The organism is Aquirufa sp. A-Brett2-W8, assembly GCF_054558755.1.
In genome coordinates, this window is record NZ_JBPXKS010000004.1 from 225,820 (window position 1) to 251,368 (window position 25,549).

At 43.6% G+C, this 25,549-nt stretch carries 22 protein-coding genes; 11 read left to right on the plus strand and 11 right to left on the minus strand.

Annotation, left to right across the window (positions count from 1 at the left end):
• Positions 1 to 6: 6 nt before the first annotated feature.
• Positions 7 to 954, minus strand: a complete 948-nt coding sequence (locus ACST13_RS04570; protein ID WP_459522044.1) for an NAD-dependent epimerase/dehydratase family protein — start codon at positions 952 to 954, stop codon at positions 7 to 9.
• A 220-nt stretch (positions 955 to 1,174) separates the two neighbouring features.
• Between ACST13_RS04570 and ACST13_RS04575 the strand changes: the two genes are divergently transcribed.
• Positions 1,175 to 2,476, plus strand: a complete 1,302-nt coding sequence (locus ACST13_RS04575; RefSeq protein WP_459522045.1) for a Gfo/Idh/MocA family protein — start codon at positions 1,175 to 1,177, stop codon at positions 2,474 to 2,476.
• 13 nt (positions 2,477 to 2,489) lie between these two features.
• On the opposite strand, the gene ACST13_RS04580 is transcribed toward ACST13_RS04575, so the two are convergent.
• Positions 2,490 to 3,620 carry an alginate lyase family protein gene (locus ACST13_RS04580; RefSeq protein ID WP_459522046.1) on the minus strand — a complete coding sequence of 377 codons (1,131 nt, stop codon included), beginning with the start codon at positions 3,618 to 3,620 and terminating at the stop codon, positions 2,490 to 2,492.
• A 51-nt stretch (positions 3,621 to 3,671) separates the two neighbouring features.
• Here ACST13_RS04580 and ACST13_RS04585 point away from each other — a divergent pair, with 51 nt between their 5' ends.
• The 7 genes from ACST13_RS04585 to ACST13_RS04615 all read left to right on the plus strand — a co-directional run bounded on the left by ACST13_RS04585 (position 3,672) and on the right by ACST13_RS04615 (position 7,963).
• Positions 3,672 to 3,962, plus strand: a complete 291-nt coding sequence (locus tag ACST13_RS04585) for a hypothetical protein (protein WP_459522047.1) — start codon at positions 3,672 to 3,674, stop codon at positions 3,960 to 3,962.
• Positions 3,963 to 4,067: 105 nt separating this feature from the next.
• The gene (locus ACST13_RS04590) at positions 4,068 to 4,841 is read left to right on the plus strand and encodes a YHYH protein (RefSeq protein WP_459522048.1); all 774 of its coding nucleotides are present in this window, start codon (positions 4,068 to 4,070) and stop codon (positions 4,839 to 4,841) included.
• Positions 4,841 to 5,248 carry a toxin-antitoxin system YwqK family antitoxin gene (locus tag ACST13_RS04595; RefSeq protein ID WP_459522049.1) on the plus strand — a complete coding sequence of 136 codons (408 nt, stop codon included), beginning with the start codon at positions 4,841 to 4,843 and terminating at the stop codon, positions 5,246 to 5,248. Before ACST13_RS04590 ends, ACST13_RS04595 begins: the two co-directional genes overlap by 1 nt.
• Positions 5,226 to 5,852: an SCO family protein gene (locus ACST13_RS04600; RefSeq protein WP_459522050.1), complete on the plus strand. Its 627-nt coding sequence runs from the start codon at positions 5,226 to 5,228 to the stop codon at positions 5,850 to 5,852. Before ACST13_RS04595 ends, ACST13_RS04600 begins: the two co-directional genes overlap by 23 nt.
• Positions 5,853 to 5,921: 69 nt before the next feature.
• A complete protein-coding gene (locus ACST13_RS04605) occupies positions 5,922 to 6,788 on the plus strand; it encodes a sugar phosphate isomerase/epimerase family protein (RefSeq protein WP_459522051.1) in 867 nt (288 codons plus the stop codon).
• A gap of 25 nt (positions 6,789 to 6,813) precedes the next feature.
• Complete coding sequence (locus ACST13_RS04610; protein WP_459522052.1) at positions 6,814 to 7,260, plus strand: winged helix-turn-helix transcriptional regulator; 447 nt, start codon at positions 6,814 to 6,816, stop codon at positions 7,258 to 7,260.
• Between the two features lie 154 nt (positions 7,261 to 7,414).
• Positions 7,415 to 7,963, plus strand: a complete 549-nt coding sequence (locus ACST13_RS04615) for a nuclear transport factor 2-like protein (protein ID WP_459522053.1) — start codon at positions 7,415 to 7,417, stop codon at positions 7,961 to 7,963.
• Positions 7,964 to 8,016: 53 nt separating this feature from the next.
• Here the strand turns inward: ACST13_RS04615 and ACST13_RS04620 are convergent, their stop codons facing one another.
• On the minus strand, positions 8,017 to 9,354 hold the full coding sequence (locus tag ACST13_RS04620) for a PhoPQ-activated pathogenicity-related family protein (protein WP_459522054.1): 1,338 nt from the start codon (positions 9,352 to 9,354) through the stop codon (positions 8,017 to 8,019).
• Positions 9,355 to 9,539: 185 nt separating this feature from the next.
• Between ACST13_RS04620 and ACST13_RS04625 the strand changes: the two genes are divergently transcribed.
• A complete protein-coding gene (locus tag ACST13_RS04625; protein WP_459522055.1) occupies positions 9,540 to 10,208 on the plus strand; it encodes a type II toxin-antitoxin system Phd/YefM family antitoxin in 669 nt (222 codons plus the stop codon).
• Positions 10,202 to 10,369 (plus strand): hypothetical protein, encoded by a 168-nt coding sequence (locus tag ACST13_RS04630; protein ID WP_459522056.1) that lies wholly within the window; start codon positions 10,202 to 10,204, stop codon positions 10,367 to 10,369. Before ACST13_RS04625 ends, ACST13_RS04630 begins: the two co-directional genes overlap by 7 nt.
• Here the strand turns inward: ACST13_RS04630 and ACST13_RS04635 are convergent.
• The 7 genes from ACST13_RS04635 to ACST13_RS04665 all read right to left on the minus strand — a co-directional run bounded on the left by ACST13_RS04635 (position 10,366) and on the right by ACST13_RS04665 (position 23,032).
• Entirely contained in the window at positions 10,366 to 12,465 is a 2,100-nt protein-coding gene (locus tag ACST13_RS04635) for a c-type cytochrome domain-containing protein (protein ID WP_459522057.1), read from the minus strand. The genes ACST13_RS04630 and ACST13_RS04635 overlap by 4 nt on opposite strands.
• Positions 12,465 to 13,916 carry a DUF1501 domain-containing protein gene (locus ACST13_RS04640; RefSeq protein ID WP_459522058.1) on the minus strand — a complete coding sequence of 484 codons (1,452 nt, stop codon included), beginning with the start codon at positions 13,914 to 13,916 and terminating at the stop codon, positions 12,465 to 12,467. The genes ACST13_RS04635 and ACST13_RS04640 overlap by 1 nt, the downstream gene beginning before the upstream one ends.
• A gap of 1 nt (position 13,917) precedes the next feature.
• Positions 13,918 to 16,236: a PSD1 and planctomycete cytochrome C domain-containing protein gene (locus ACST13_RS04645; protein ID WP_459522059.1), complete on the minus strand. Its 2,319-nt coding sequence runs from the start codon at positions 16,234 to 16,236 to the stop codon at positions 13,918 to 13,920.
• A gap of 53 nt (positions 16,237 to 16,289) precedes the next feature.
• Positions 16,290 to 17,717, minus strand: a complete 1,428-nt coding sequence (locus tag ACST13_RS04650) for a c-type cytochrome domain-containing protein (protein WP_459522060.1) — start codon at positions 17,715 to 17,717, stop codon at positions 16,290 to 16,292.
• Positions 17,718 to 18,707 (minus strand): NHL repeat-containing protein, encoded by a 990-nt coding sequence (locus ACST13_RS04655; protein WP_459522061.1) that lies wholly within the window; start codon positions 18,705 to 18,707, stop codon positions 17,718 to 17,720.
• An 86-nt stretch (positions 18,708 to 18,793) separates the two neighbouring features.
• Positions 18,794 to 21,568: a PSD1 and planctomycete cytochrome C domain-containing protein gene (locus tag ACST13_RS04660; RefSeq protein ID WP_459522062.1), complete on the minus strand. Its 2,775-nt coding sequence runs from the start codon at positions 21,566 to 21,568 to the stop codon at positions 18,794 to 18,796.
• Between the two features lie 3 nt (positions 21,569 to 21,571).
• Positions 21,572 to 23,032: a DUF1501 domain-containing protein gene (locus tag ACST13_RS04665; RefSeq protein ID WP_459522136.1), complete on the minus strand. Its 1,461-nt coding sequence runs from the start codon at positions 23,030 to 23,032 to the stop codon at positions 21,572 to 21,574.
• A gap of 102 nt (positions 23,033 to 23,134) precedes the next feature.
• Between ACST13_RS04665 and ACST13_RS04670 the strand changes: the two genes are divergently transcribed.
• Complete coding sequence (locus ACST13_RS04670; protein WP_459522063.1) at positions 23,135 to 24,220, plus strand: Gfo/Idh/MocA family protein; 1,086 nt, start codon at positions 23,135 to 23,137, stop codon at positions 24,218 to 24,220.
• Here the strand turns inward: ACST13_RS04670 and ACST13_RS04675 are convergent.
• The gene (locus ACST13_RS04675) at positions 24,209 to 25,495 is read right to left on the minus strand and encodes a GntP family permease (RefSeq protein WP_459522064.1); all 1,287 of its coding nucleotides are present in this window, start codon (positions 25,493 to 25,495) and stop codon (positions 24,209 to 24,211) included. The two genes, ACST13_RS04670 and ACST13_RS04675, sit on opposite strands and share 12 nt — an antisense overlap.
• Positions 25,496 to 25,549: the final 54 nt, after the last annotated feature.

Consider the following 25,549-nt stretch of genomic DNA (forward strand, 5'->3'; position numbering starts at 1 on the left):
GCTCGTTTACTTTATGTGTTGAGGTAGTTTCATTATAATTTCAGCCGTCATTTCAGCTAGGCTAAAAGAGGCTTTCCAACCCCATTCGTTTCTAGCGCAGTCATCATTGATACTCGATGGCCACGAATCTGCAATTTTTTGTCTGAAATCTGGTGCGTAAGTAATGCTAAATTCTGGATAGTGAGTACGAATACTTTCCGCTATTTCTTGCGGAGAAAAACTCATTCCAGATAGATTATAGCTAGTTCTGATTTGGATGTTATCTGCCGGGGCAGCCATTAATTGTAAGGTAGCTTGCACAGCGTCCTCCATGTACATCATGGGTAGGGCCGCGTCTTCTTGTAGGAAGCAGGTAAATGGCTCTTTGTTTACGGCTTTGTAATAAATATCAACGGCGTAATCGGTTGTGCCACCACCGGGCAATGATTTATAGCCTATTAGACCTGGGAAACGTAGGCTTCGCACGTCTACACCGTAGGTATTGAAATAATATTCACACCAATGCTCGCCGGCTAGTTTAGAGATACCATACACCGTGGTGGGATTTTTAAAGGCGTCTTGAGGGGTGTTTGTTTTAGGAGAATTTGGACCAAAAACGGCAATAGAACTAGGCCAAAACACTTTATCCAGCTTACATTCTTTCGCTAATTCTAATACATTTAACAAACCTCGCATGTTAACATCCCAGGCCTGAACGGGATTTTTCTCTCCGTTAGCAGAAAGAATCGCAGCTAAATGATAGACCTGCGTAATCTTTTCTTCTTGTATCAAATTCACAATAGCGTCTTTGTCTAACACATCAAGGGTTTGAAAACGGCAATAGGCAAATTTAGATTTTACACTTTGCTGAAAATCTGTTGCAATGACCGCATCGCTACCGTGTGTATTGACTAAGGCTTTGGTGAGCTCGGATCCAAGTTGACCCCCCGCACCAATCACCAATAGTTTATTCATTTAAAGTTTGTTTGTTGATAAGTGCATAAAATTACCAATGTTGAGCGATTAATTAACAAATCTTCAACTCCTTATTACCTTTTTGAAAATAATAAATTTATAATGATATAACAAGCAGTCTTTTATACTCGAAAATAATACTTTTAGGAAATTTTGTGTATTCAATTTATTTTAAGTTGATTTGATTTTTAAGCGCAACTTTAAACCTCAAACCTACCTTATGAAAACCTCAACCTCGATTAAAAGACGCGATTTTCTAACGAAAGCAAGTCTGGCCTTTGGCTCATTTTTCATCGTTCCTCGACATGTGTTGGGAGGAATTCGTCCAGATGGATCTCCATATATAGCACCTAGCGATCTCATTAACTTAGGATTTATAGGAACAGGAAAGCAGGGGAGAGGATTATCTAATTTATTTTTGAGCACGGGAGAGGTTCGCATTGCCGCCATATCTGAGGTGTATCAAGCAAAGGCTAACCTGTTTTTAGATCGCGTAAAAGAGATTTATTCGAAATCATCTTCGCTGGGAACTTATGCCGAAATACCTCAATACCAAGATTTTAGAGAGCTGCTAGCGCTGAAAAACATAGACGCAGTTGTGATCGCTAGTCCAGACCATTGGCATGCAGCCATGGCGGTGCGCGCTGCTGCTGCGGGGAAAGATATTTATTGCGAAAAACCACTCTCGTTGACTGTAAAAGAAGGACGTGCCATGGTGGATGCGACACGAAAATATAAGCGTGTTTTTCAAACAGGATCCATGCAGCGTTCCTGGCCAGAATTTAGACAAACAGCCGAGCTAATACGTAATGGCTACATAGGCGAAGTGAAATCCATTAAAGTGAATGTAGGGCCGCCACCTATAGCCTATGATTTAACGGCTGAAGAATTGCCAACCGGATTGGATTTCAAGAAGTGGTTAGGACCTAATGACGCGGTTTCATTTAATTCCGAATTAGCTCCCCCCATTTCAAAAGATGTGTTCCCTAATTGGAGAAAATACAAGGAGTTTGGAGGCGGTGGCATGACGGATTGGGGTGCGCACATGTTTGATATTGTCCAATGGGCATTGGATATGGACGAAAGTGGTCCCGTGCGAGTGGATGCACCTACAACCAATGGAAATGAATTTTTGACCTATACCTACGCGAATGGAATTACGATGACACACCAGCCATGGGAGTGGAATAATGCCATCGAGTTTGTGGGTACCGAGGGAACCTTACGTGTTCAAAGAAAGAAGTTAGAAACATCCAATGCGGCCTTGAAGGATCGTGTTATTGGGCCTAATGAAAAGCACGTGTACGAAAGCACAAATCACTACAAGGACTTTTTAGCTGCGATGCGCAATCGTACGCGCCCTGTTTGCGATGTGGAGATTGGTCACAGAACGGCCTCTGTTTGTAACATTGGAAACATCGCTTATGAGGTTAAAAAATCATTAACCTGGAATCCAACATCTGAAAAGTTCAATGATGCGGAGGCTAATGCATTGCTGGGTAGAAAATTGAATAAACTGTAGACATCTTCTAAAACTAATCCACTAACCAAATCAACGGATTTCGAATAGGAAGATTCCGAATCACTTCTTCGTTTTTGGGGAAATGATTTAGTTTTTCCCAAGTAGAAAACCAACGCGCATCCGCATAATCTTGATAGCCAAACAATAAAAATGGCGCTGCCACAGGCCACTCATCCCAATACATCACATCTTGTGGATAGGGCCAGCTTTTTTTGTCCTTTACATAAGGATACAAAAAGTCAATACCCTTTTTTAAAGAAGCATTTTTGATCTTAAAAATGTGAGCGGTTGTCATGACTGCATCTAGGTTAAATAGGGAATAACCATAGGGCTTTGTCCGCTTAAGTTCTAATGGAAAGGCGCCGCGCTCATCCATTTGATTAGGCAAAATGATGTTCACAAAACGGTCTTTGCAGTAATTTAAAAGCACTTCGTCGTTTACCAAATGGGCAAATGCACTCACCTGCATTACCCAACAAGTGCCATGATTATTCTTAGCCTCCCGTTCCTCCTTTCCATACGGATGCGTTGTTACCCAACGTAAATAGTTCGTAAACCAGGCATGGATTTGAGTGCGATCAGCCGGTTTTATGAGCTTACGTTTTTCCAAAATTTCGATACTTTTCGCCACCTCTATCAGTTGAATCATGTCAATAATTCCAACCCCGCGTCCCGTCACTTTTCCTTTTATAGCCTGCGCATATAATAGGTGCGGACTCATCATCGTCGTTGTGTCCACCATCCACGCTTTAATATGTTGGATAGCGTGATTTGCATAATCTGTTCGACCGCTTATTAAATAGGCCGAAGTTTGATTCGCCACTATCTGACTAAAGCGAATCATTGCCTTGCGATGTGCGGTAAAATTGTCTGGATTTGTTAGTCCATCTTTTTGAATATAAGGACCAAAGGGATTAGCCGGATTTGGCCACCAATAATCTCCTTCTGAGAAAAAATCATGTTTTCCGCCGGCAGATCTTTCACTCTGAAAACTAGTAACGGTGACCGGCTTTTCCGTCAAATTTCGGTTCGCTTCGGCGATGATTTGGGATTTTAATACTCGTTCTACTTTTTCAAATAAAGGAGATTGTGCACTTAATTGAATGGATATACACAGTAAAAGTAGGGTAGCCGCTTTTTTCATTATTTAGGTTTGATGACAGTGAAATAACTATTTTATATTCATATTTGCGCTATGAAAAGTAGTAAATCATTCAGAGAATCCGTTGCATTAGACGCCCCTGATCCGGCGCTAACTCCTATACTAAAAAGTCTTTGGTATGACGCTAAAGGCGATTGGAAAAGAGCACACGATTTTGTGGACGGATTATCTGGCGTAGATGCCGCTTGGGTACATGCCTATTTGCACCGCAAAGAAGGGGATAGTTGGAATGCAGATTATTGGTATGCGCGCGCGAAGAAAACAAGACCGGCGTGTTCTTCAGAAGAGGAGTGGGAGAGTTTAGTGGCGCATTTCACGGATTAGTTTCATCCTTTAAATCAACCTTATACGTCCATTAAATCTTATTGTTTCGTCTACTTCCTGTAAATTTTTGCACAAGATTTATTTAATTTGACGATTCAAATTTATATGCATATGCTAAATCGGATTATCATTTCGTTTGTAGGGTGCGCCCTAATCGTTTCGTGTTCTAAGACTGATTCGGTGACACCAATCACGCCCACACCTGTTGCTAATGTGGAAGTTCCGGCTATTTATAAGAAAATCTATGGTGCCACGAGCGTCACAAACGACGGCACGTATATCACCATCAAAACGAAGGGTTTGCCTGATCATAAAAGCGCCTATTATGCTACCACGAATGCTTTATATGAAGCATTTTCGGGTACGACTTTTGGCGGTTTGAATTTTGCCAAAAATCCCAATTCCATTGTCGAGCAATCGGGCACCTTTAAAATACCCGTTAATCCTAAGGTAGACCCTACTCACCGTGCCACCCCTTTAGGCGCAATAGGAGTCGCCTTGAATGGCATTCCTTTATTTAACCAATATGCTGGGCCTAATAACCAAGAGCTGAAGGGGGAAATGGCTGGTTTTGATCAGTTTTATGGCCACCCACAACAATCGGGATCATATCATTACCACGTAGAGCCTTTGCACTTAACCACTGTTAAATCTACTAAATCTGGACTGATGGGATTCTTGTTAGATGGCTTCCCTATATATGGTCCACAAGAGGAAACTGGATCTGCGGTGACGAATGCAAATTTAGATATCTATCACGGTCATACGCATGCAACCGTTGATTATCCGAACGGAATTTACCATTACCATTTCACGACAGAGGCGCCCTATTTAAATGGGAACGGTTACTATGGTACACCTGGAACGGTTTCGCAATAATGAAATACGCTTTTCTCCTTTTGTTTATATGGAGCTGCTCGCTGCGCGAATCAGCGGAAACCGTAGTCGTAAAAAAGTATTTTCCCTCCGGTAAGATCATGGAAATTCGTCATGTCCAAAACTGGGTGAGGCAGGGTTTGCAAACGGCGTTTTGGGAGAATGGCAAAAAGCGTTTTGAGTATGTCGCCGCGAATGATGCCTACGAAGGAGAGCTAAAAGAATGGGCTGAAAATGGACAACTTTTTCACCTCGCTCATTACAAAAACGGACAAGAAGAAGGCGTCCAACAAATGTGGCACGCAAACGGTAAAATCCGTTCTAATTTTGTCATTATTCAAGGCCGCCGATACGGCTTATTAGGCACCAAAAACTGCAAGAATATCAATGAGAAATTATTGGCTTATTAGTCTTTTCTTGATAGCCTGTTCGGAAACTCCGGTTTCTAAAATCCCCTATTATACTACCCCCGACTTTACGCCTTATTTTATGAGCGAGGCGGAGGCTGCGGCGAAAATCACGCACCGCATTAAGCCCTTTTCTTTCTACAATCAGGACAGCACCTTGTTCGATAGCAAATCCCTACAGGGGAAAGTGTATGTGGCGAACTTTATCTTTACGCGCTGCAGTAATATTTGTCCAGACATGACCTCCCAAATGAAGCGCATCGAAAAAGTCTTTCATGCAAATTCAAAAGTTCAGCTTTTATCTTTTACTGTCACGCCCTGGTTAGACGATGTGAAGACGCTGCATAAATTTGGAGAAAAATACGAGATCTCTTCATCGAATTGGTCTTTGTTAACAGGTCCCAAAGCATCCATCTATACCCTCGCCCGCCAGTCCTTTTTTGCGGAAGAGTCTATAGGCTATAATAAGGACACGAAAGAGTTTTTACACACCGAGCACATCGTGCTGGTGGATCAAAAAGGTCGCATTCGCGGGATTTATAATGGAACGATTCCCCTAGATGCTGATCAGTGCATTGAGGATATGAAATTGCTTTTACAGGAATAGGGCTTATTTTATCGGAAAAATACATTAACTTCAATTTTCAACAAATTTTATACTACGTTAACCATGAAAATGAAATCAATTTTTGTGATATGCGCCGTGATGGCGATGTCATTATTCTCCTTCAAACCTTCAGATAAAGAGTTTCAAGCAGAAAAGCCTTTTGGCGGTTTAGCTTTATATACCGTCCGCGATGCGATGAAAGATGCGCGCGCCACTCTTTCTAAAGTTGCACAGTCAGGTTATGTAAACGTTGAATCTGCAGGGTACAGTAATGGTAAATTCTATAATTTATCTCCGGCGGATTTTAAGTCGCTGCTTGATGAGATGAAATTAACGCCGATTTCTTCACACCAAGGAACGGTTACATTTGAAAACATTGATCAACAAATTGCCGATTTAAAGGCGGCAGGGGTTACCTATTTTGTTATTCCAGTGCCCCCAATGGGATTGTTTGGACATGATGGTAGAAAAATGACCATGAAAGGTGGCGCTAAGAATTTGGCAGAAATCTTAGATAAATTAGGCGAGAAATGTGCTGCAGCTGGTTTGCAGTTATTATATCATAACCACGACTTTGAGTTTATGAAAGACGCAGATGGAACCGTTGTGATTGATTATTTGTTAGAACATTGCAATCCGAAGTATGTTAATTTCCAAATGGATTTATACTGGGTAGCGAAAGCAGGTGCTGATCCAGTTGCTTATTTCAAACGCTATCCAGGTCGCTTTAAAATTTGGCATGTAAAGGATATGGATGATCAAGGTCGCTTTGCACCAGTAGGCAACGGAAAAATTGATTTCAAGCGTATTTTAGACAATAAAAAGTTGTCAGGAATGCAGTATTATTTCGTAGAGCAAGATGCTTGCTATAACGAAACAGCTTTAGAGGCTATAGTGGTCAGTCACAAAGGTTTAGCTAAGCTAGGATTTAAGTAATCATTTTGTATTTTTGCGGACCAATATGAAAAAAGATAAAAATGCCATGTTTCGATCTCTGTGCCCTGTAGCAACAGGTTTGGATGTTTTAGGGGATAAATGGACATTATTGATCTTGAGAGATATGATGTTTTTCCATAAGTCCACCTTTAATGAATTCAAGACAGCTCTGGAGTTAATGCCCAGTAAAATGCTTTCTAATCGACTTAAAAAATTAGAATCGTTGGGATTTGTGAATAGGCAAAAAGGTGTATTAAATAAGAAGAATGTTCATTATATATTAGAAGATCAAGGGATAGAGACTTTTCCCATCATGGTTGAACTCATGATTTTCACCACTGATTTTTTTTATGATCACTTAGGAGATACCTATACTAAGGGGGTAAAAACAACAATTAAAAATGATAAACAGACTTACATCAATGAGATGACTAGTAGTTATCGAAAATTTAAAGAAAATCTAGTTCTTTAATTGATTCAGGAATTTCAAAATGCAGAGCCTCCGGTAATTTTACCGGGGGCTTTTTTGTTGAAATTATTTTAAAAAAATAATTGTGCTTTTGTTTTAAGTTTCAATATGATACTTATATTTGGGAAACTAAACTATTCTAAATTTACTATTTATTATGAAAAAATTACTACTACCCCTGATGGTCATGGCAACGATGTTTGCTTGTAATGCACCAGAAACAAAAAAGGCTGACGCTTCGTCATCTGATCCAGATACGGGAACATTTTCTTCACAAAATGAAAAGTCTCAAAAAGTAAGGGAGGCCTTGGAAGCCTACATGAAAAACGATTCAACCAAGATTTATGAAATCTATGTGGATACGGTTAAAATTTATGATCAAATGGCCGCTAACCAAGAGAATGGACAAACGAAGCCAAATCCTGGTGGACGTGCGGGTTTTGCTGCGAATGAGCGTATGAATCATGATTTTTTCACAGATATCAAAGTAACGACGGATAACATTAAGACTTTCGTTTTTGCTGATGGAAGAGTTCATACCGGAGTTTGGTGTATGTGGACGGGTAAAGGAAAGTTTACAAACGCCTCTATTTCGGCACCATTGCACCTTGCCTTTATTTGGGAAGGGGATAAAATAGTAGCTGAATACCGCTACTTTGACCCAGCAGTTTTATATGCGGAGGTTGCTGCATCACAAAAGAAATAAGTTCTTTGTTTAGGGTTTGAATTAAAACGGGGGGCTTTCATTGCCCCCCTTTTTTATAATACATTCGTTGTATCCGTCGTAAATATACGGGTACTGACCGTATAAGTACCGCCGTTCGGATCTTTGTATTTAAGATCCATGTAGAAAGCTTGGAAGCCTTTCTTTACATAGGGGATGGTGTATTTTGCCGTTGATCCTTCTAATTTCACGCGGCGTGTTAGCCATAAATTATTGCGGAAATCGCGATCCGCGGAGGTGGTCGCCCATATTGCCGCTTCCACTAATTCCTCTGGTTTTGCTTGCACCGTTAATTCAAATCCGTCCTTTCCTTTTTCCACATTCCAGGTGCTTACTGGATATTCTTTGTTTTGTAAAGTCAGGCCAAAGAAGGAGCTCAATCCTTCCAGTGCCTGTTTCCCGCCGGCTAAATCGTGCCCAGCGTTTGGCACATAATGGATTAAGTTTTTACCAGGAATTTGGCCAAAATAATGCTTAATAGCATCCGCCGTCCAATATGGATCATTTGTCGCCACAAAAATCATCTTAGGAACGGTAAGCTTTGTCCGATAGGAATAAGGGTCAACCATGGCGGTGATGGCCTTCCCATCTGGAGATTCCGTGCTTTGCGGGATGCCAATTTTGACATAATCCTCTATCTGATCACTGTATTCGCCATAGGTTTCAAATTGATAGCTTAGGGTTTTCGGCATGTTCAACATATCAATCACCATAGGCCCAATCGCCTTCACGCGCTTGTCATCAATCGCACTCGAAAGCCAAGTTGTCCAACCGCGTTTAGAAGCTCCCGAAATGACAAAATTGTTGATTTTATGCTGAGTCTTTTGTGCCACGAATTCTTGTACTGCATCCATTCCTTTCACGGCAGATTTCACCATGGGGAACAATAAGGGCCATGAATAATCCTTGTCTTTTCGGAATTCATGTAGGGTATAGGTGATTAATTCATCTTCCGTTTTACCGTCAAAAAAGGGTTGATTTGGGACTTGTCTTATAATCGCGACTACCGCTTTATTTTTGATGGCGATTGTACCTAAGACAGGCCAAAGGCGACTGTCTTTGCTCCAGTTTGGCAGCTCATCCTTGTTGCTTCCTCCGTCGATAAAAAATAGCGCGCCGTCATATTGGACGGTTCCCGGGACGATAATGGTGAGCTGGTGTGTCCATTTGATACCGCGCCACTTTTGGGAGCTTAGTAAGACCTGGTAGGCTTTTGTGCTTCCCATGCTGGTGGAATCTTTTATTTCCCAGGAGTAGGTCGCGTCGCCATTGGTTAAATAGCTTTTTAAGGCATTTTCTGGAGTGATTTTGGTTTGTGAAAATCCCAGAATTGGAATCAATAAGAAGATGATTCCGGCGAATAGATTTTTCATATTCAGGTTTAATAGTTTAGGTAAATATAAAAAAAATAATGAATGTTTGCGGTGTTTCTATTATTTCGCCGCGCGTGTAGGAGCGATTTTCAGGTGTTGACAAAATGTGTTTAAACAATGGCAAAGAGACAAATTTTTGGTTTTGTAAAATTATGTACATATATTTGTACATAAAATTGTACAACATGTTAACAACGACTCTTTCAGATTTTAGAAAAGACATTAAAAGCTACTTCGATCAGGTAACCGAAAGCTTTGATACGCTTATAATTAATCGTGGGAAAGATACGGGGGTAGTGATTATGTCATTAGAGGAATATAATTCGCTAAAAAGTACGCAACATGAATTATCATCGCGCAAAAATCAACAGCGCTTAGATGAATCGATCGAATCATTAAAATCAGGTGAGAAGCTCCTAAACTCCCTAATCCCTTTGTACGACCGCGACCTAAAGGCGCTGCGTATTGAAATTGAATCCTATTCGGATGAAGCATCCATTTGGAAAATAGCACCGGGGATAAATAATCCGGGGGGGAATGTGTTTCTGCATTTGATGGGGAATTTGAATACATTTTTCGGTGCGGTATATGCGAAAACGGGCTATGTTCGAGATCGACCTCTTGAGTTTTCTACGACGGGGATTTCTCGAGTTAAGCTATTGTCGATGCTGGATGAAATTCATCCCATTGTATTACGTGTTTTGCGGGAGTTCCCAGAAGAAAATTTGGGAAGTATTTATCCGATTAAAATCTTCGAAGAAGAGAAAACAGTCTCCTATATTTTCATTCATTTGGAGACACATTTGGCGTATCATTTAGGCCAAATAAATTACCATAGACGTCTTTTGTGTTGATTTTTGACCCATTTGATACGGAACAACCTTGGAAAGAGCGTCCCATGTGGCAAAAGGGAGTACTTATTTTTCACCTAGCAGTCGTCGCTGGATTGTTTGGGTATGAAGTAGGAAGTTCAGATGCTACGATAGGCTTCATCGATGGCTGGAACGGGAATTAGTAGAAGAGCAACTCGTCCACCCGTAACCAAGCACCCTTCCCTTTGTTATCCACAAAAGCGGGGAGTCTTTTTAGTCGTTCTGCTTTCACTCGGTAATATTTAGCCGGGGCTCCTGCGATAGGGATGTTGATGCCGCGGGGAGAATAGCCATTTTTTTCTTTAGGCTGAAGCGGTTTTACACTGGTGACTAGTTTCATTTTATCCGGCGAGTCCCCCGCCCAAACTTCCACCTTTACCGGAGGAAACACATCCGAATCGGTCTTCTCTAAATAGGAAAGAGTTATACCATGGATGGGTGCGGGCTTTGCAAAAGTGGCGACAGCATCCAAGTCAGTTTCTTTAAAACCGAGCCAAGAATAATTCGAAACTCCTTTCACTTCCCGAGCGCCTAAAATAAAGTCCATCAAACTCGCCGCACCTGCTGCCGGATACTTAGGATCCGAGGAAGATAGCAGATCGATGCGCGCCGGAATAAAATTTGATTTGTACACGCGCATGTCGATGGGATTGCTGGCGAGCCAGCCGGGTTTGGTGGCAAGAATGCGGACTTTAGTAAATTGATTTATCGCCACCGGACCTGACGTCTTTAGTAAAGAAAGCGAGTCTGGAATGGAGTCGTTTACCGTGTAGCGGAAAATTACGTCTCGTAACGTATGCTTGAAATTTAGCTTTTCGTTCGGCCTTAAAATTAGATTTTCATTCACTAAAATAGGCGGATTTATTTGCAAGGTTTCCTCTTTCGGAAGGTAGCCTGCATCGAATTTTATTTTAGGAAACTGCTTTTGTAATCTAGCTAAATTAGCCGCCGAAAGTCCGGTATTCCACAGGTGAATTTCTTTTAAAGCGGGAAGCTTAGGAAGGAGTTTGGAAATCCCTGACAGGCCTATTTTCGTTCCAGAAATAGACAGTTGCTCTAAGTGATTTAAGCCAGCTAATTGAGGGATTCCCGCGTAATCGATGGATGTGAAATTTAGGTTTAATTTTTCTAAGTTTGCGAACTTCGAAAGAAGACCTAGCGACTCGTTAGTGATGGGCATTTTAGAAAGTTGCAATCCTACTAATTGCTCGCTCACCTGGGATAAATCAGATAGTGTTTTTGGGTCAAATTTTGCCGCCACATAAAAATCTGCCTGTAATGCTGGAGATTCATAAGCGATCGGATAAACGGTGCAATAGGGCGTGTTTACCGAGGCGATTTCAGATTCGGAAGCGGCAGAGAAATCGTATTCTTTCGAGCTTGTTGTCAAAGCTGCAGGTTGAACCAGCTTTTGAAAATCAAGACTATACTGACCTAATTTCTGTTCGAAAGAAGCCCCTTCCTTTACCCATAAAGTCAATATTGTAATTTCATCCGGAGTTAATTGCGCTTTACCTAGTGGAGGCATGTGCTCTTTCGCGTTCATCGGGAGTTTAATGCGCTGAATTAAGTGACTATTTAGTGCATCGCCAGCCTTCCAAATGGCGCCATGTTTTCCGCCCTTCATCAGGTTCGCAATGCTATTCATTTTGAGCGCGCCTTTCGTTTTTTGATCGTTATGACATGACTCACATTTAGCCTTTAAAATGGGTTGGACGATGTCGTTAAATACTACTGTTTCGGCGGTGATTTCAACCTCTTTCGAACCAAAGCGCAAGTAATCTTCTCCGTGCGTAATACTCGCTCCGGTGTGTCCCGCAAAGATTAACGCAATGAATCCTAATGCAGCGCCCACGAGTAGATTCCTGCGCGCTAAAACCCAAACAAAATATACAAACGAGACCGCCACGCCAGACCATTGATGCCAGTCTAAGGCAGAGGTTTCGTAGCCTCCTTCTTTGGCTAAAAACAAACCAAAAATGGCCGTCATGGTAGAGAAAATCGCAGTCAATAAAAGTAAAGATTCCGCTAAAACCTCAAAAGACAAAAGCTGTTTTTTGATACCGAATAAGGCCAACAATAAGACGCCAAATCCGATGGGTAAGTGTAAAATTAAGGGATGAAGGTGGCCGATTCCTGTTAGCGGCAAAGCAAAACTCGATTGAAAAATCAACAGGAAAACGAGGAAGCCTTGCAGGCCCCACAAAATCATATTTCCTATTTTCTCGATCTTACCCATTACGCGATTAATCCTGGTATAACATTCCCCGCAATATCCGTTAATCGGTAGCGCCGGCCTAAATGTTTAAAGGTTAATTGTTCGTGGTTAATCCCCATCAAATGCTGCACAGTCGCATGGAAATCATGGATATGTACCGGGTCTTTCACCACATTATATCCTAATTCGTCTGTTTCTCCATACACCGATCCCGCCTTTACCCCGCCGCCGGCCATGAAAATACTGTAGGCACGCGGGTGGTGATCGCGACCATAATTATCTACGGTATATTGTCCTTGGCAATAATTAGTTCGACCAAATTCGCCTCCCCAAATCACCAACGTTTCATCTAATAAACCGCGTTGTTTTAAGTCCGTAATTAATGCTGCGGAAGATCGGTCCACATCTTGTGCCTGCATCGCCATTTCTTTAGGCAAGTTTCCGTGCGAATCCCAACCTTGGTGGTAGATTTGGACGAAGCGAACACCTGATTCGGATAATTTACGAGCTAGCAAAACGTTAGCTTCATAGGTCCCCGGAACTAAGCATTCTGGCCCGTACATTTTGATAATGTGATCCGGCTCTTTGGATAAATCAGTTAATTCTGGAACCGCGGTTTGCATGCGGTAAGCCATTTCATATTGCTGTACTTTGGCCTCCACTTCCGGGTCCTTGTTCTCCGCAAATCCCTCGTGATTTAATTCAGCTAACTGATCGAGCATACGTCGTCTGCCCGCTTTATCGATGCCATCGGAATCATTTAAATAGAGAATCGGATCTTCAGAACTGCTAAATACGACTCCTTGATGGGTAGAATCTAAGAATCCATTCGTCCAAAGCTTCGAATAAACCCCCTGTCCATTTCCGCGTCCTCGCGAAAGCAACACACAAAAAGCGGGCAAGTTTTTATTCTCACTGCCTAAGCCATAAGACATCCAAGCGCCCATACTCGGGCGGTTACCTACTTGTGCCCCTGTTTGTAAAAAGGTTAAAGCGGGATCGTGGTTAATGGCATCGGTATTCATGGTGCGAATCACGCAAATGTCATCCGCCACGGAGCCAATATGTGGGAATAAATCGCTGATATAGGTGCCTGATTTGCCGTATTGCTTGAAGTTATAATACGAACCGACTAGTGGGAATTTATCTTGCGATGCGGTCATTCCAGTCAACCTTTGTCCACCCCGAATGGAATCAGGCAATTCTTGCCCAGCCATTTTATTTAGGGTGGGCTTGAAATCGAAACTTTCATATTGGGAGGGGGCTCCGTTTTGGCATAAGTAAATAACCCGCTTCGCTTTAGGGGCGAAATGGGCAACACCTAAAGGCAAAGATTCTCCCGCAGCATCCCCTTTGAAAAGTTCAGGAACTAACAGGGAGCCCAGCGCTAATCCGCCTATGCCAGCCGCCGCCTGCCCGAAGAAGTGTCGGCGCGTAACGTTCAATCGATTTTTGAAGAATTCGTTTTCCATATTACACGCGCATGATGGCCTCCTCTAGGTTAAAGATTAATTGAATTGTCAGCATCATCGCCGCTGTAGATCCGGTAACTGCAGCTTTGTCCTGTTTGTATTCCCCTATTTTCATCAATTTCTGGACTTTTTTAGGGTTCTTCACACAAGATTCCTGCTCGGCCTTATAATAGTTTAGCAGCATGGTTAGCTCCTTTTCTTTCGGGGCACGGCAAACAATTCGTCTAAATGCCCTCGTTAATTTCTCTTCCATAGTTCCCTTTTCATGTGAGATTCGACTCGCTAAAACGCGGGAACTTTCTAGCACATGGGGATCATTCATCATGACCAAAGCCTGCAAGGGAGTATTCGTTCGACCTCTTTGGACTTCGCATTGATCTCGATTACTCGCGTCGAAAATCAACATCGTAGGCGGCGGTACAGTTCTTTTAATAAAGACATACATCCCGCGACGATACAAATCTTGGTTATGATCTTGAATATAATTCATCAACGATCCGCGGCCGGAGGTGGCTACTTCCCAAAGCCCTTTGGGCTGGTAGGTCTTCACGCTAGGCCCACCGATTTCCTGATTTAATATGCCTGCGGAGGCTAATACTTGATCGCGGATTTGTTCCGCCGGAATGCGAATGCGAGACATGCGCGATAAATAGATATTTTCTGGATCCACTTTTTGGGCTGCCGTAGTGACCGCTGAAGCTTGTCGGTAAGTCGCTGACATAACGATTTGTTTTACCAAACGTTTGATATTCCAGCCGTGTGTTTGGAAATCAACCGCTAGCCAATCCAATAATTCAGGGTGAGTCGGAAGTTCGCCTTGCATGCCAAAATCCCCCAATGTTTTCACGATGCCCCTCCCAAAAAATTGCCCCCACATCCGGTTCACGAATACGCGAGAAGTCAATGGGTTAGCAGGATCTAACAGCCAGCGGGCTAGTCCGAGTCTATTTTGACTGTATTTGGCGGGGCTGAAAGGAAGGATACTTTTGGGAATACCTGCCTGAACTTCTGGCCCATGCATATCATAATTTCCTCTCGAAAGGACATAGGTAGGCCTCCAGCGAACAGAATCTGTCATCACCATGACATCCACCGCGGCGGTGTCTTTTTTGTGGATAAACTTCAAAATCGATTGCACATCTTTTGTGGAGATGGACATATTCGGAGGATCGGCGAAGGAGGCATCTATCGTCCCAAACAATCCTTTTTCAGGCACCTGATTAAAGAAAGCATAGGTGCTGTAATAATCTTTTTGGGATATCGGATCGTATTTATGGTCGTGGCAGCGCGCGCATTCGAAGGTGAGTGCGAGGAAAGATTTGGAAAAAGTATTCGTTCGATCATTCACATATTCCACGCGGTATTCCTCATCGATAACGCCACCTTCTTGGGTGATTTTATGATTGCGGTTAAAACCCGTGGCTAACATCATCTCCTTAGTAGGACGAGGCATTAAATCCCCGGCTAATTGCCAAGAGGCAAATTTCGCATACGAATAATTCGAATTAAAGGCATGAATCACCCAGTCCCGCCACGGCCACATCGTTCTAAGGCCATCGTCCTGGTACCCATGAGAATCCGCATAACGGGCTAAATCCAGCCAGGTAACGGACATTTTTTCGCCATAATGCTTACTGCCCAGCAACTCATTAACCATCTTTTCATAGGCTTGCGGGCTATCATCTTTCAGAAAACGATCCTGCATCTCGAGGCTAGGCGGCAAACCTGTTAAATCCAGGGCCACCCGTTTTAATAGCTGTTCTTTCCCTGCTTCTGGACTAGGCTCAAGCGACTTCTCCGTCATTTTTGCATAGACAAAAAAGTCGATCGGATTGCGAACCCAATCTTCATCTGCCTTTGGTAATTCTGACTTTACCGGCTTAATAAAAGCCCAGTGGGGCTTGTAAACGGCACCTTGCTTGATCCATTTTTCGATCAAATCAATTTCATGCGATGTTACCGTTAGATGTGAGCTCATCGTAGGCATGCGAAGCGAGGTATCTTTTGTGATCAAACGCTGGAAAGCATCCGAAGATTCCGGGTGGCCTGGAACAATGGCGTGCATCGAAGGATTGTCTTTAAACGCAGCATAAGCCCCTTCCGGGGTATCTAAACGCATGTTTGATTTACGCTTATTCGCATCAGGCCCGTGGCATTTAAAGCAACGATCAGAAAGGATAGGGCGTATATGGTAATTATAGTCAATCACATCCGGCATGGACGTGTCTTGTGCTTGGGTATCTGAACATTGCGTGTACGCAAATATACTCCCGATAGCTAGGACTAGTAGCAGCCAAAATCGCTTGTTCTGTATTGTCATAGTTTTCTAAACTAATAGGGCAATATACGATTAAATTTTTTCTTTGAAAATCGCTATTTGTTGAGGGCCACCTGAGTGCTATCGATCTCCAAAGGCCATCGGCCTTTAAATCCCGATTGAATAACTACATCAGGGCGCATTTTTCTGAGTTGCTTCAGTCCTTTTTCAGTTACACGGGTTTGCCACAAATAGATACTTTTCAGTGATTTAATTTTCGCGAGAGTCGGTAGCCCTTGGTCACCGATTTGCGTTCCCACAAGATTAAGCGACTCTAAGTAGGCGAGACTTTTTAATGATTCGAGACCTGGGTCTGTTATTTTCGTATGATGTAGATCGAGTGTTATGAGTAAAGGCATGCCTGCTATTTCCTTCATAAATTCCATACCCACTTGCGTATTGCCTAATTTCAAGTGGACGATTTGCTCTTTTATACGATTTAAATCCGCTAATTCCTTCGTTGAAATGAGCGGTGCATTAATGGCATTAATTTCTATAAAGGGCTGGTCTTTAGCTATGGGGTTTGCTACTAATCCATGCTTTCTTAGGATCGCTAGGTCTGCTTCGTCCGCGGCATCTATCGATAATTTAAATACGGGGGACTCCTGCACGACTTCCACTTGCGTATAAGTTTTTAGAACGGTCTTTATCTTTTCATCTGCCCGTAATTGGGACACTTTTTTAGTAAAGTCTGCGCCATTTTGTACCCACCAATGCAGTAAGGTTATTTCATTTTCTGTTAGCGGGGTTTTCCCTTTAGGGGGCATGTGGTGTTCATCGCTAGCTTCCAGCAAAAGTCGTTTAATTAGTTCGCTTTCTCCCGGTTTTCCAGCAGCTAAAACGGGCCCCTCTTCTCCGCCGGCTAAGATAAATTCGGGTGTATCTAAGCGAAGCTTCCCTTTCTGTTTTTCTGCGTTGTGGCAGGAAACGCAGCGTTGATCGAGAAGAGGTTTGACGAGTTGCGTATAAACGACGGCCTCTGGTAGGTTGGTGATTTTGGGGATCTCTTTTTCCTGTTTTTCTATCCCCATTATTTTATGCGCCGAAGCAGGCAAACTAGCCGTTAAATAATCTGATCCATGCGTTAGATTTCCTCCATAATGGCCGGTGATGGTGAGGCAAGTTAGGCCGAGGATAAATAGGATATTCGTTAGCCGGCTCGGCATTCCTGAGCGCATCGCGTAAGCTAAACCCGAAGACAACACGCAGGTACTCACGCCAAGCCATTGGTGAATTTGTAAGGTCGCTCGGTCGTATTCGCCTGATTGCGCTAGCGACCAACCCATGGCTGCGGAAAGAACCGAAAATGCGGAGGTCCAGATTAAAATGCGCACCACCACGGGCCTGGCTTCGGTCTGCTTTTGTGCATAGAAAAAATGCAAAATCCCCGCAATGAAAAACATCCCGATGGGCAAATGCACCAGCATCGGATGAAAATGTCCCCAAAACAGGAGCCACGACTGGCCCGCCTCTACTAGTATCATTTAGCCAATTCGTTCTAATTTGATCGGATAAGTTTTCCCCGACGCCCACTGCGGCACATAGATATTTTCATCGGAATCTGCATATACATCGTGTGGATGGATGAACACTTTGTGTTCGTCGTCTTTGACCTGCTTTTGCAAAACGCCATTTTTATAAATCGGTTCCGAACCACCCGGCGTCGAAACGACTTTCATATTTTTATCCAAAATCTGTAGGTATCCTGAACCCGCCCACGAGGCATCCGTGCTACGGAAACAAGCCGCTAGGATGTAGTCTCCATGCAAGACAGGACGACAAATAAACGAACCTGGATAGTGATAACGCGTGATGAATTTCCCGTCCAACGTGAATCTTTTCAAGCTGTTGTTCACGCGATCTGTTACTAATAAAGTCCAGTTATTGGGGTCGCGCGTATCGACTAAAACGCCGTGGCAGCAATTGAATTTATTGTCGTCATAGACAGAGGTATAGCCACCAAAATGACGGATGTACTTACCTTTCGAATCGTATTGAATAACGTAATTTGCTCCGTATCCATCGGCCACATAGATGTCACCGTTCTTTGGATTCACGGCTGTTTCTGTAGGCACAAATTGATGTGGATGATCGTAAACTCCCGTCTCTTTTGGGTAGTCAATTTTGAAAATCTCGCGACCTTTCAAATCGGTTTTGATGACCTGGTGGCGGGTGTTATCACAAATTAATAAGAACTGTTCTCCGCCCTCATTTAAAATGGTTAAGCCATGCGCACCCGGATACGAATTTCCCCAGGAGTCCAGTAGCTTGCCCGATTTGTCGTAGATGAGGACGTTGTTTTTGACTTCATTTGTTAGTAAAAAAAGTCGTCCTTTCGCATCTTCCACCATTTCGTGGCAGTCGTTGACTGGATTTTTCCCAGCGTCTAAAATACCCCAATTAGGGACCACTTTGTACGTGAATGATCCATGACCGAGGGTAATTTCCCCCGCTTTAGGTGCGATTTTTTTCATAGTATTGTTCGTTAGCAAAGAGGTGCCGATAAGTGCGGAACTGGTTTTTAAAAAGTCTCTGCGGTGTATAGGTTCTTTCATTTTTATTAAGGTTTATTCACGCTTTCATCAATATTGAATAGGGCATTGGCAACTAAGGTTTTGGCCACTAAAATAGCCGGATTAAGGGGAACATCGTTATCCGGACAAAGCTTTAAAAAGGCCAGAGTTTCTTGCGAGTGAGATCGGTAATACTGTAAGGTTTTCGTATAAAAAGCATTCAAAGTTTCAGCCTTTTTAGGTGCTATTTTTTTGCCAAATAAATCGGCATATCCTTTTTGAATAAATTCAAGACCACTCTCCGGGTATTTGCGCGCAAAAAATTGGGACGCCTCTAAGAATACCGGGTCATTCAAGATATTCAAAGCTTGCATGGGTGTGTTCGTGCGTATGCGCCTAGAAAGACAAATATCGCGCGTTCCCGCATCAAAAGTGACCATCGTCGGGTAAGGGCTGCTGCGGCGCCAATAGGTATAAAGAGATCTTCTCCACTGTTCTTCGCCACTACTTTTTTCCCATTGCATTCCGCTATAAGGAGCGTTCCAAATACCTTCCGGTTGTTCGGGCATGACACTTGGACCCCCCAGCTTTGGATTCAATAAACCAGACCAAACCAACACTTGATCTCGGAGTTGCTCTGGGCTTAAGCGAATGCGCGGGCCTCTAGCGAGGTAGCGATTATTCGGATCTTTTTCCCGCGTCTTTTCGTCCACAATGGACGACTGCTGGTAGCTGGCGGACATCACAAGGTACTTCAAAAATTCTTTAGGGCGGTATTTAAAATCAACCTGAAATTTATAAGCCAAATGATCTAACAAGTCTTGATTTGCAGGGGACAATCCTTGGCTTCCCAGATCTTCCAACGTTTCCACAATACCGATTCCAAATAATTGTTCCCAGAATCGATTCACCGCTACCCGGGCGGTTAATGGATTGCTTTTGCTTCCAATCCAATTCGCTAAATCCAAGCGATTACTTACCGCCGCACTTTTAAAAAGTGCCGGAATTCCTGGCTGAACGGCACCTCCCGGATTTAACCAAGAACCGCGCGTAAACACCCGCGTAGTTCGGGCATAGTCTGCTGGATTTTCTAGCATAACCGGTGTAGTCATTTCAGGTTCGGAGGCGATGGCCTGAATGGCTAGATTTTCAAATTCGGTGGACATAAGTTGCGCCGGAACTTCCGGCAGTAAAGCCCAAAATCCAATGGTTGCCGTTGTTTGATCCGGCTTCACTTTCGCATTGATAAATTCCCAAACAAGGTCCTGCTTTCCGGGTAAGGAGGGGATGGTAACAAAGGTATATGCCCAACCTTTTACCCAGCGGCCTTTTGGCGCAGCATATTTTTCTTGTAGCGTCGTGTCTAATTTTATGCGCGCGATGATCGGGCCTGTTTTTGTGCCTTGGTGAATGTTCAAAATTGTAGGGGCAGGACCGGAGTTTCGGCAAGCAATTAAGAGCTTTGTTTTCCCCATCATAGGAACAGCCTTGAAGCGGGCGGAACCCTTATGTCGAATGGCTAAATATTTATTATCTGCTAAAGCTCCGTTGTCAAATTGGTCCGCCCAATGTGGATGAATTTTAGGCTCGACAAAACGGATCATATTTCCCCAAGCTTTTTGGGATGCCATCGGCTGATTTTGTAGAAATGTTTTTAACCGCGCGATCGTTTTTTCGTCTTCCGGTTTATAGTGTTTGTACGTGGGAGAATCATCGGGCACATCTTCGTCGCGGGCGTTATTGAAGAAAGCCATATACCGGTAATATTCATCGTGGCGGATGGGGTCATAGGGATGAGAATGACATTGTACACAGCCAAAACTCGTGCCCTGAAGGACCTCCCAAGTCGTATTTACCCGATCTAGAATGGCCGCCGTCCGAAACTCTTCATCCTCCGTACCGCCCTCATCATTGTTCGTGGTATTGCGGTGAAAAGCAGTAGCGACGTAGTCGTTTTCTGTGGGATTTGGTAATAAATCCCCCGCTAATTGCTCCTTAATAAATTGATCATAAGGCTTGTTTTGATTGAACGATGCGATGATATAATCCCGGTATTTCCAAATACTCCGCGCCTCATCTTTTTCATATCCCTTCGTATCCGCATAGCGCGCTAAATCCATCCACATGGCCGCCCATTTTTCCCCAAAATGAGGGGATTTCAAGAGCTTATCCACCTGCTTTTCGTAAGCCTGATCTGTTGCATCTTTCTCAAATTCGAGGTAGTCTGCAGCCGTAGGCGGAAGCCCAGTTAAGTCTAAATATAGGCGTCTTAAAAGATCCGTTTTTTCAGCCGTTTCCGCAGGTGAAAGGCCGTGATTTTTTTGCTCAGCTTGCACGAAATAGTCCAAGTCATTTTTTGCCCAGCCACTCGAAATTCCCATCCAACTCAATGCTTTTTCCCACCAATTCCCCGTCGGAATGCGCGGATCTTCTACCGCTTGATATGCCCAATGCTCTCCCCAATTAGCGCCCTCTTTAACCCAAGTGGTCAATAAATTGATTTCCTCTGTTGAAAGGGCTGGACGCTGATAAGGCATTTTTTCTTCCGGATCTTCACTATGGAGTCGCTGAATAAAAGAAGATAGTTCCGGATGACCTGGAACGATGGCGGGCTTTCCAGATTTCGTTTTCCCTAATGCCTCTTCCTGAAATAGTAAACTAAAACCGCCTTGTTTTTTAACACCTCCGTGGCAGGAGATGCAATTTTTATTCAGGATGGGTTTGATTTGGGTGCTATAATCTACCTTCTGTTGTTTGCTCGAAACGTAGTAGGCGGAGATTCCCATGATGCAAAGGCCCAGAAAAAGCAGAATTCTTTTCATTACCTAGGCTAAAATCGGTTTAATTACTTTCCCATACACATCGGTTAAGCGGAAATTTCGGCCTTGGAATGGGAAGGTAAATTCTTCATGATTGATCCCCAAACAATGCAAAATAGTAGCCTGCAGGTCATAAATGGAAGTTTTCCCACTGACCGTAGCATACCCTAAATCATCCGTTTCGCCCAAAGACATACCGGGTTTTATTCCGCCACCGGCTAACCAGATCGTGAATGCTTCCGTATGGTGATCACGTCCAAAATAATTTTGTTTCTTGCCTTCGCGGTTTTCTTGCATCGGAGTACGACCAAATTCGCCACCCCATACAACCAACGTCTCCTCTAATAACCCCCTCTGTTCTAAATCTATCAATAAGGCTGAAACGGCTCGATCAGTTTGCAGGCATTTTTGATGTAAGCCAAAATCCACCGATTCATTTTTCCCCGTACCATGTGCGTCCCAACCCCAATCGAAAAGCTGTACAAATCGAACCCCTTTTTCGACCATTTTTCTAGCGAGCAAACAGTTATTCGCAAAAGATTCTTTGCCCGGATTGGTTCCGTATAATTGATGAATGTATTCCGGCTCCTTACTTATATCCATCACGTCTGGCACCGAACTTTGCATTTTATAGGCCATCTCATATTGTGCAATTCGAGCAACTGTTTCTGGATCTCCAAATTCCGTGAAAGTTTCTTCGTTTACGGCATTGATGGCGTCGATACTTGCCTTGCGGATATCGGTCGTTACGCCCTCCGGATTCTTGATAAAGAGCACAGGCTCTCCTTCCGAGCGGCATTGCACTCCTTGGTAAACCGAAGGAAGGAACCCACTTCCCCAAGCAGACTTTCCTGCATCGGGATTTTTACCCCCGGAGGCAAGTACCATGAAAGAGGGAAGGTTTTCGTTTTCGGACCCCAGACCATACGAAACCCAGGAGCCTAATGACGGCCGTCCCAGCCGCGCGGAACCGGTATGCATTAGCAATTGTGCCGGCGCATGGTTAAATTGATCCGTATACATTCCTTTTAAGAAGGTGATCTTGTCAGCTTGCGTGGCTAAATGCGGCATGTGATCGGAAATCCAATGTCCGGCAGCCCCACGTTGGAGGAAATTAGCTTTAGGCCCTAATAAGTTAGGGACGCCTCGAATAAAGGCGAATTTTTTTCCTTCGAGCAATTCTTTCGGGCATTCCTTGCCGTCAAATTTTGCTAAAATAGGCTTATAGTCGAATAATTCAAGTTGTGATGGCGCACCAGCCATGTGTAAAAATATGACTGATTTCGCTTTAGCAAAATGGGGCGGAATGCGGGTAGACGCCTGTTGGGTTTTGATGGGGGATGAACAATTCCAAAGGGCAGAACCGAAGGCCAGGGAGCCTATACCCGTACCCAGCGACTGCAAGAAATGTCTTCTTGTCGCCAAAGTGGCTTCTTTCTCGATCGCTTCTTTTACTAATTTGTCCATTCTGCCTGTCCAGGATACGAGCGGATAAACCGCAGTTTCAAATATACAACTTTGCATAATTATATAGGTAAAATTTTATAAATTCCCGAAAATATTCTACTTATGAAAAAGCTACTCTTATTTCTCTTGTTACCGTTTATTTTTCAGGCCAAACCGCTACGTGTCGGTATCGCCGGCATGACCCACGGACACGTAGGACAAGTATATACGGCGATTAAAAAACCTCAGCAAGATGTGATCATCGTCGGTTTTGCAGAGCCGAATAAAGAGCTGGCAATGGCTCTTTTGAAGAAACAAAACCTGCCGGATTCCCTTTGGTTTCCTTCTTTAGATGCGTTGATCGCTAAAACGAAGCCGGAAGCGATTGCGGCATTCAATAGCATTCATGAGCACCTAGAGGTAGTTAAGGTTTGTGCGCCTAAGGGAATACATGTGATTGTGGAGAAGCCTTTGGCAGTTAATATGGATCACCTGAACCAAATGAAGGCGATTGTAGCGAAACACCCGATTCACTTATTGACTAATTTCGAAACGACTTGGTATTCGTCTCATGCCAAAATGTGGCAGCTGGTGAAGGAAGAAAAAGCCTTAGGCACTATTCGCAAAGTGGTGATCATGGATGGACACCGCGGGCCGAAGGAAATCGGATGTGCTCCGGAATTTCTAAACTGGCTGACAGATCCGGTGATGAATGGGGGCGGGGCGATCATTGATTTTGGCTGTTATGGAGCAAATATTATGACCTGGTTGATGGACGGGAAAAGACCCATCGCGGTGACGGCGGTGACGCAACAATTGAAGCCGGATGTGTATCCTAAAGTAGACGATGAGGCCAGCATTATTTTAACGTATCCAGATTGCCAGGCGATTATTCAAGCCTCTTGGAACTGGCCTTTTGATCGGAAGGATACGGAGGTTTATGGCACGAAAGGAATTTTGGTAGCCGATAAAACGAACAAGATGCGCTATGTGACAGGGGACCGATTTGGGGTAGAGGGAATGCTTACGCTGGACCCACTTCCTCACGAAGTTTCGAATGTGTTTCCGTATTTAGCAGCGGTGGTTCAAGGCAGAATTAAACCAAAAATGGACTTGTCTTCTTATGAAATAAATCAAGTAGTGGTGGAGATTTTATCTGCCGCCAGGGAGTCAGCAAAAACAGGAAAAAAAGTGCTATTACAGAACTAATTCCAGACCGAGTACTCCTAGCAATCCCACGACGGCGAGAATGGTTTCCATGATGGTCCAGGTGCGCAAACTATTTTTAATGGATACGCCGAAATACTCTTTATAGAGCCAAAATCCTGCGTCATTCACATGCGATAAAACCATGGATCCCGCGCCTATACTTAGCGCCAAAAGGGTAGGATTCGTTCCCGAGGAGGCTAATAAAGGCAAAATCAAGCCAGCTGTGGTAATGCCCGAAACCGTAGATGAGCCGGTTACAATCCGTAAAACGGCTGCAATCCCCCAGGCAATAATTAAGGGATTTAAGGAAGAATCTTGGGTAAGTGAATGCAAGGCATCTCCCACGTGCATCTCTTGCAATATTTCCTTGAAGGCTCCTGCACCTCCAAATGTTAACATCAGCGGCGAAATTTCTTTAATAGAATCTACTAACCATCCGCTGATTTCTGTCCAAGTAATTCCGCGTCTTATTCCGAGAAAATATACAGAAACGAAAACGGAGATTAATAAGGCAACCAGGGGTTCTCCCAGTAAATCGAAGAGCGGTAAATGAACAAATGATTTGATGGCGATGAGCGCCACGGGTAATAATAAAATGGATAAGCTAATTCCCACGCTCGGGTTTTGGCCGCTTTCGTCAGCCTCCACAAAAGACATGGGCGAGGCAGGAATATTTTTCAAGGTTTTTCCAAACAACCAGCCCGAAGCCAACATCGCCGGAATCGAAATTAAGATGCCATAACCGAGTGTCGCCCCCATTTCTGCGCCGGGCAAATGCGTCACTAAATAATAGGGCGCGGGATGCGGAGGCAGGAATCCTTGCGTAATTGAAAGAGAGGCCAGCATGGGAATTCCTAAATAAACCGGCGGTAAATTGTATCGTTCTGCGGTGGATAATACTAAGGGTGCGAGTAATAGGAATGCGACAGAAAAGAAGAGCGGAAGCCCTACGATAAAGCCGATAAACATGAAGGCAATGGGCAAATTTTTCGGGCCAAAAAGACCGACAAAATATTCAGATAACACGAAGGTCGCCTTGCTTTTGGCCACCATCTTCCCCATCATAGCCCCTAAAATGATAATAGGAATAATGGATCCTAAGGTGCCACCAATTCCTTTTTGCATGGCGGCAATCGTCTGTTCGGTGCTCAGCGAACCAGCCATCCCCAGGCCTAGCGAAACCACTAGAAAGGAAATAAATGGCTGCAGCTTCAGTACCGAGATGAGGGTCACTAAAACTAGGATGGCAATGCCGATGAGTAGCCAAATGGACATAATTATAGATTGATCTTCACAAATATAGGATAATTTCGTAGACGAAAGCGGTGT

What these genes read in the sequence shown, in the direction of transcription:
- ACST13_RS04580 (WP_459522046.1), bottom strand. Translation starts at nt 3,620, where the DNA reads ATGAAAAAAGCGGCTACCCTACTTTTACTGTGTATATCCATTCAATTA.
- ACST13_RS04655 (WP_459522061.1), bottom strand. Translation starts at nt 18,707, where the DNA reads ATGAAAAAAATCGCACCTAAAGCGGGGGAAATTACCCTCGGTCATGGA.
- ACST13_RS04635 (WP_459522057.1), bottom strand. Translation starts at nt 12,465, where the DNA reads ATGGGTAAGATCGAGAAAATAGGAAATATGATTTTGTGGGGCCTGCAA.
- ACST13_RS04570 (WP_459522044.1), bottom strand. Translation starts at nt 954, where the DNA reads ATGAATAAACTATTGGTGATTGGTGCGGGGGGTCAACTTGGATCCGAG.
- ACST13_RS04620 (WP_459522054.1), bottom strand. Translation starts at nt 9,354, where the DNA reads ATGAAAAATCTATTCGCCGGAATCATCTTCTTATTGATTCCAATTCTG.
- ACST13_RS04645 (WP_459522059.1), bottom strand. Translation starts at nt 16,236, where the DNA reads ATGACAATACAGAACAAGCGATTTTGGCTGCTACTAGTCCTAGCTATC.
- ACST13_RS04640 (WP_459522058.1), bottom strand. Translation starts at nt 13,916, where the DNA reads ATGGAAAACGAATTCTTCAAAAATCGATTGAACGTTACGCGCCGACAC.
- ACST13_RS04660 (WP_459522062.1), bottom strand. Translation starts at nt 21,568, where the DNA reads ATGAAAAGAATTCTGCTTTTTCTGGGCCTTTGCATCATGGGAATCTCC.
- ACST13_RS04575 (WP_459522045.1), top strand. Translation starts at nt 1,175, where the DNA reads ATGAAAACCTCAACCTCGATTAAAAGACGCGATTTTCTAACGAAAGCA.
- ACST13_RS04585 (WP_459522047.1), top strand. Translation starts at nt 3,672, where the DNA reads ATGAAAAGTAGTAAATCATTCAGAGAATCCGTTGCATTAGACGCCCCT.
- ACST13_RS04590 (WP_459522048.1), top strand. Translation starts at nt 4,068, where the DNA reads ATGCATATGCTAAATCGGATTATCATTTCGTTTGTAGGGTGCGCCCTA.
- ACST13_RS04670 (WP_459522063.1), top strand. Translation starts at nt 23,135, where the DNA reads ATGAAAAAGCTACTCTTATTTCTCTTGTTACCGTTTATTTTTCAGGCC.
- ACST13_RS04675 (WP_459522064.1), bottom strand. Translation starts at nt 25,495, where the DNA reads ATGTCCATTTGGCTACTCATCGGCATTGCCATCCTAGTTTTAGTGACC.
- ACST13_RS04665 (WP_459522136.1), bottom strand. Translation starts at nt 23,032, where the DNA reads ATGGACAAATTAGTAAAAGAAGCGATCGAGAAAGAAGCCACTTTGGCG.
- ACST13_RS04595 (WP_459522049.1), top strand. Translation starts at nt 4,841, where the DNA reads ATGAAATACGCTTTTCTCCTTTTGTTTATATGGAGCTGCTCGCTGCGC.
- ACST13_RS04610 (WP_459522052.1), top strand. Translation starts at nt 6,814, where the DNA reads ATGAAAAAAGATAAAAATGCCATGTTTCGATCTCTGTGCCCTGTAGCA.
- ACST13_RS04615 (WP_459522053.1), top strand. Translation starts at nt 7,415, where the DNA reads ATGAAAAAATTACTACTACCCCTGATGGTCATGGCAACGATGTTTGCT.
- ACST13_RS04600 (WP_459522050.1), top strand. Translation starts at nt 5,226, where the DNA reads ATGAGAAATTATTGGCTTATTAGTCTTTTCTTGATAGCCTGTTCGGAA.
- ACST13_RS04605 (WP_459522051.1), top strand. Translation starts at nt 5,922, where the DNA reads ATGAAATCAATTTTTGTGATATGCGCCGTGATGGCGATGTCATTATTC.
- ACST13_RS04650 (WP_459522060.1), bottom strand. Translation starts at nt 17,717, where the DNA reads ATGATACTAGTAGAGGCGGGCCAGTCGTGGCTCCTGTTTTGGGGACAT.
- ACST13_RS04625 (WP_459522055.1), top strand. Translation starts at nt 9,540, where the DNA reads ATGTTAACAACGACTCTTTCAGATTTTAGAAAAGACATTAAAAGCTAC.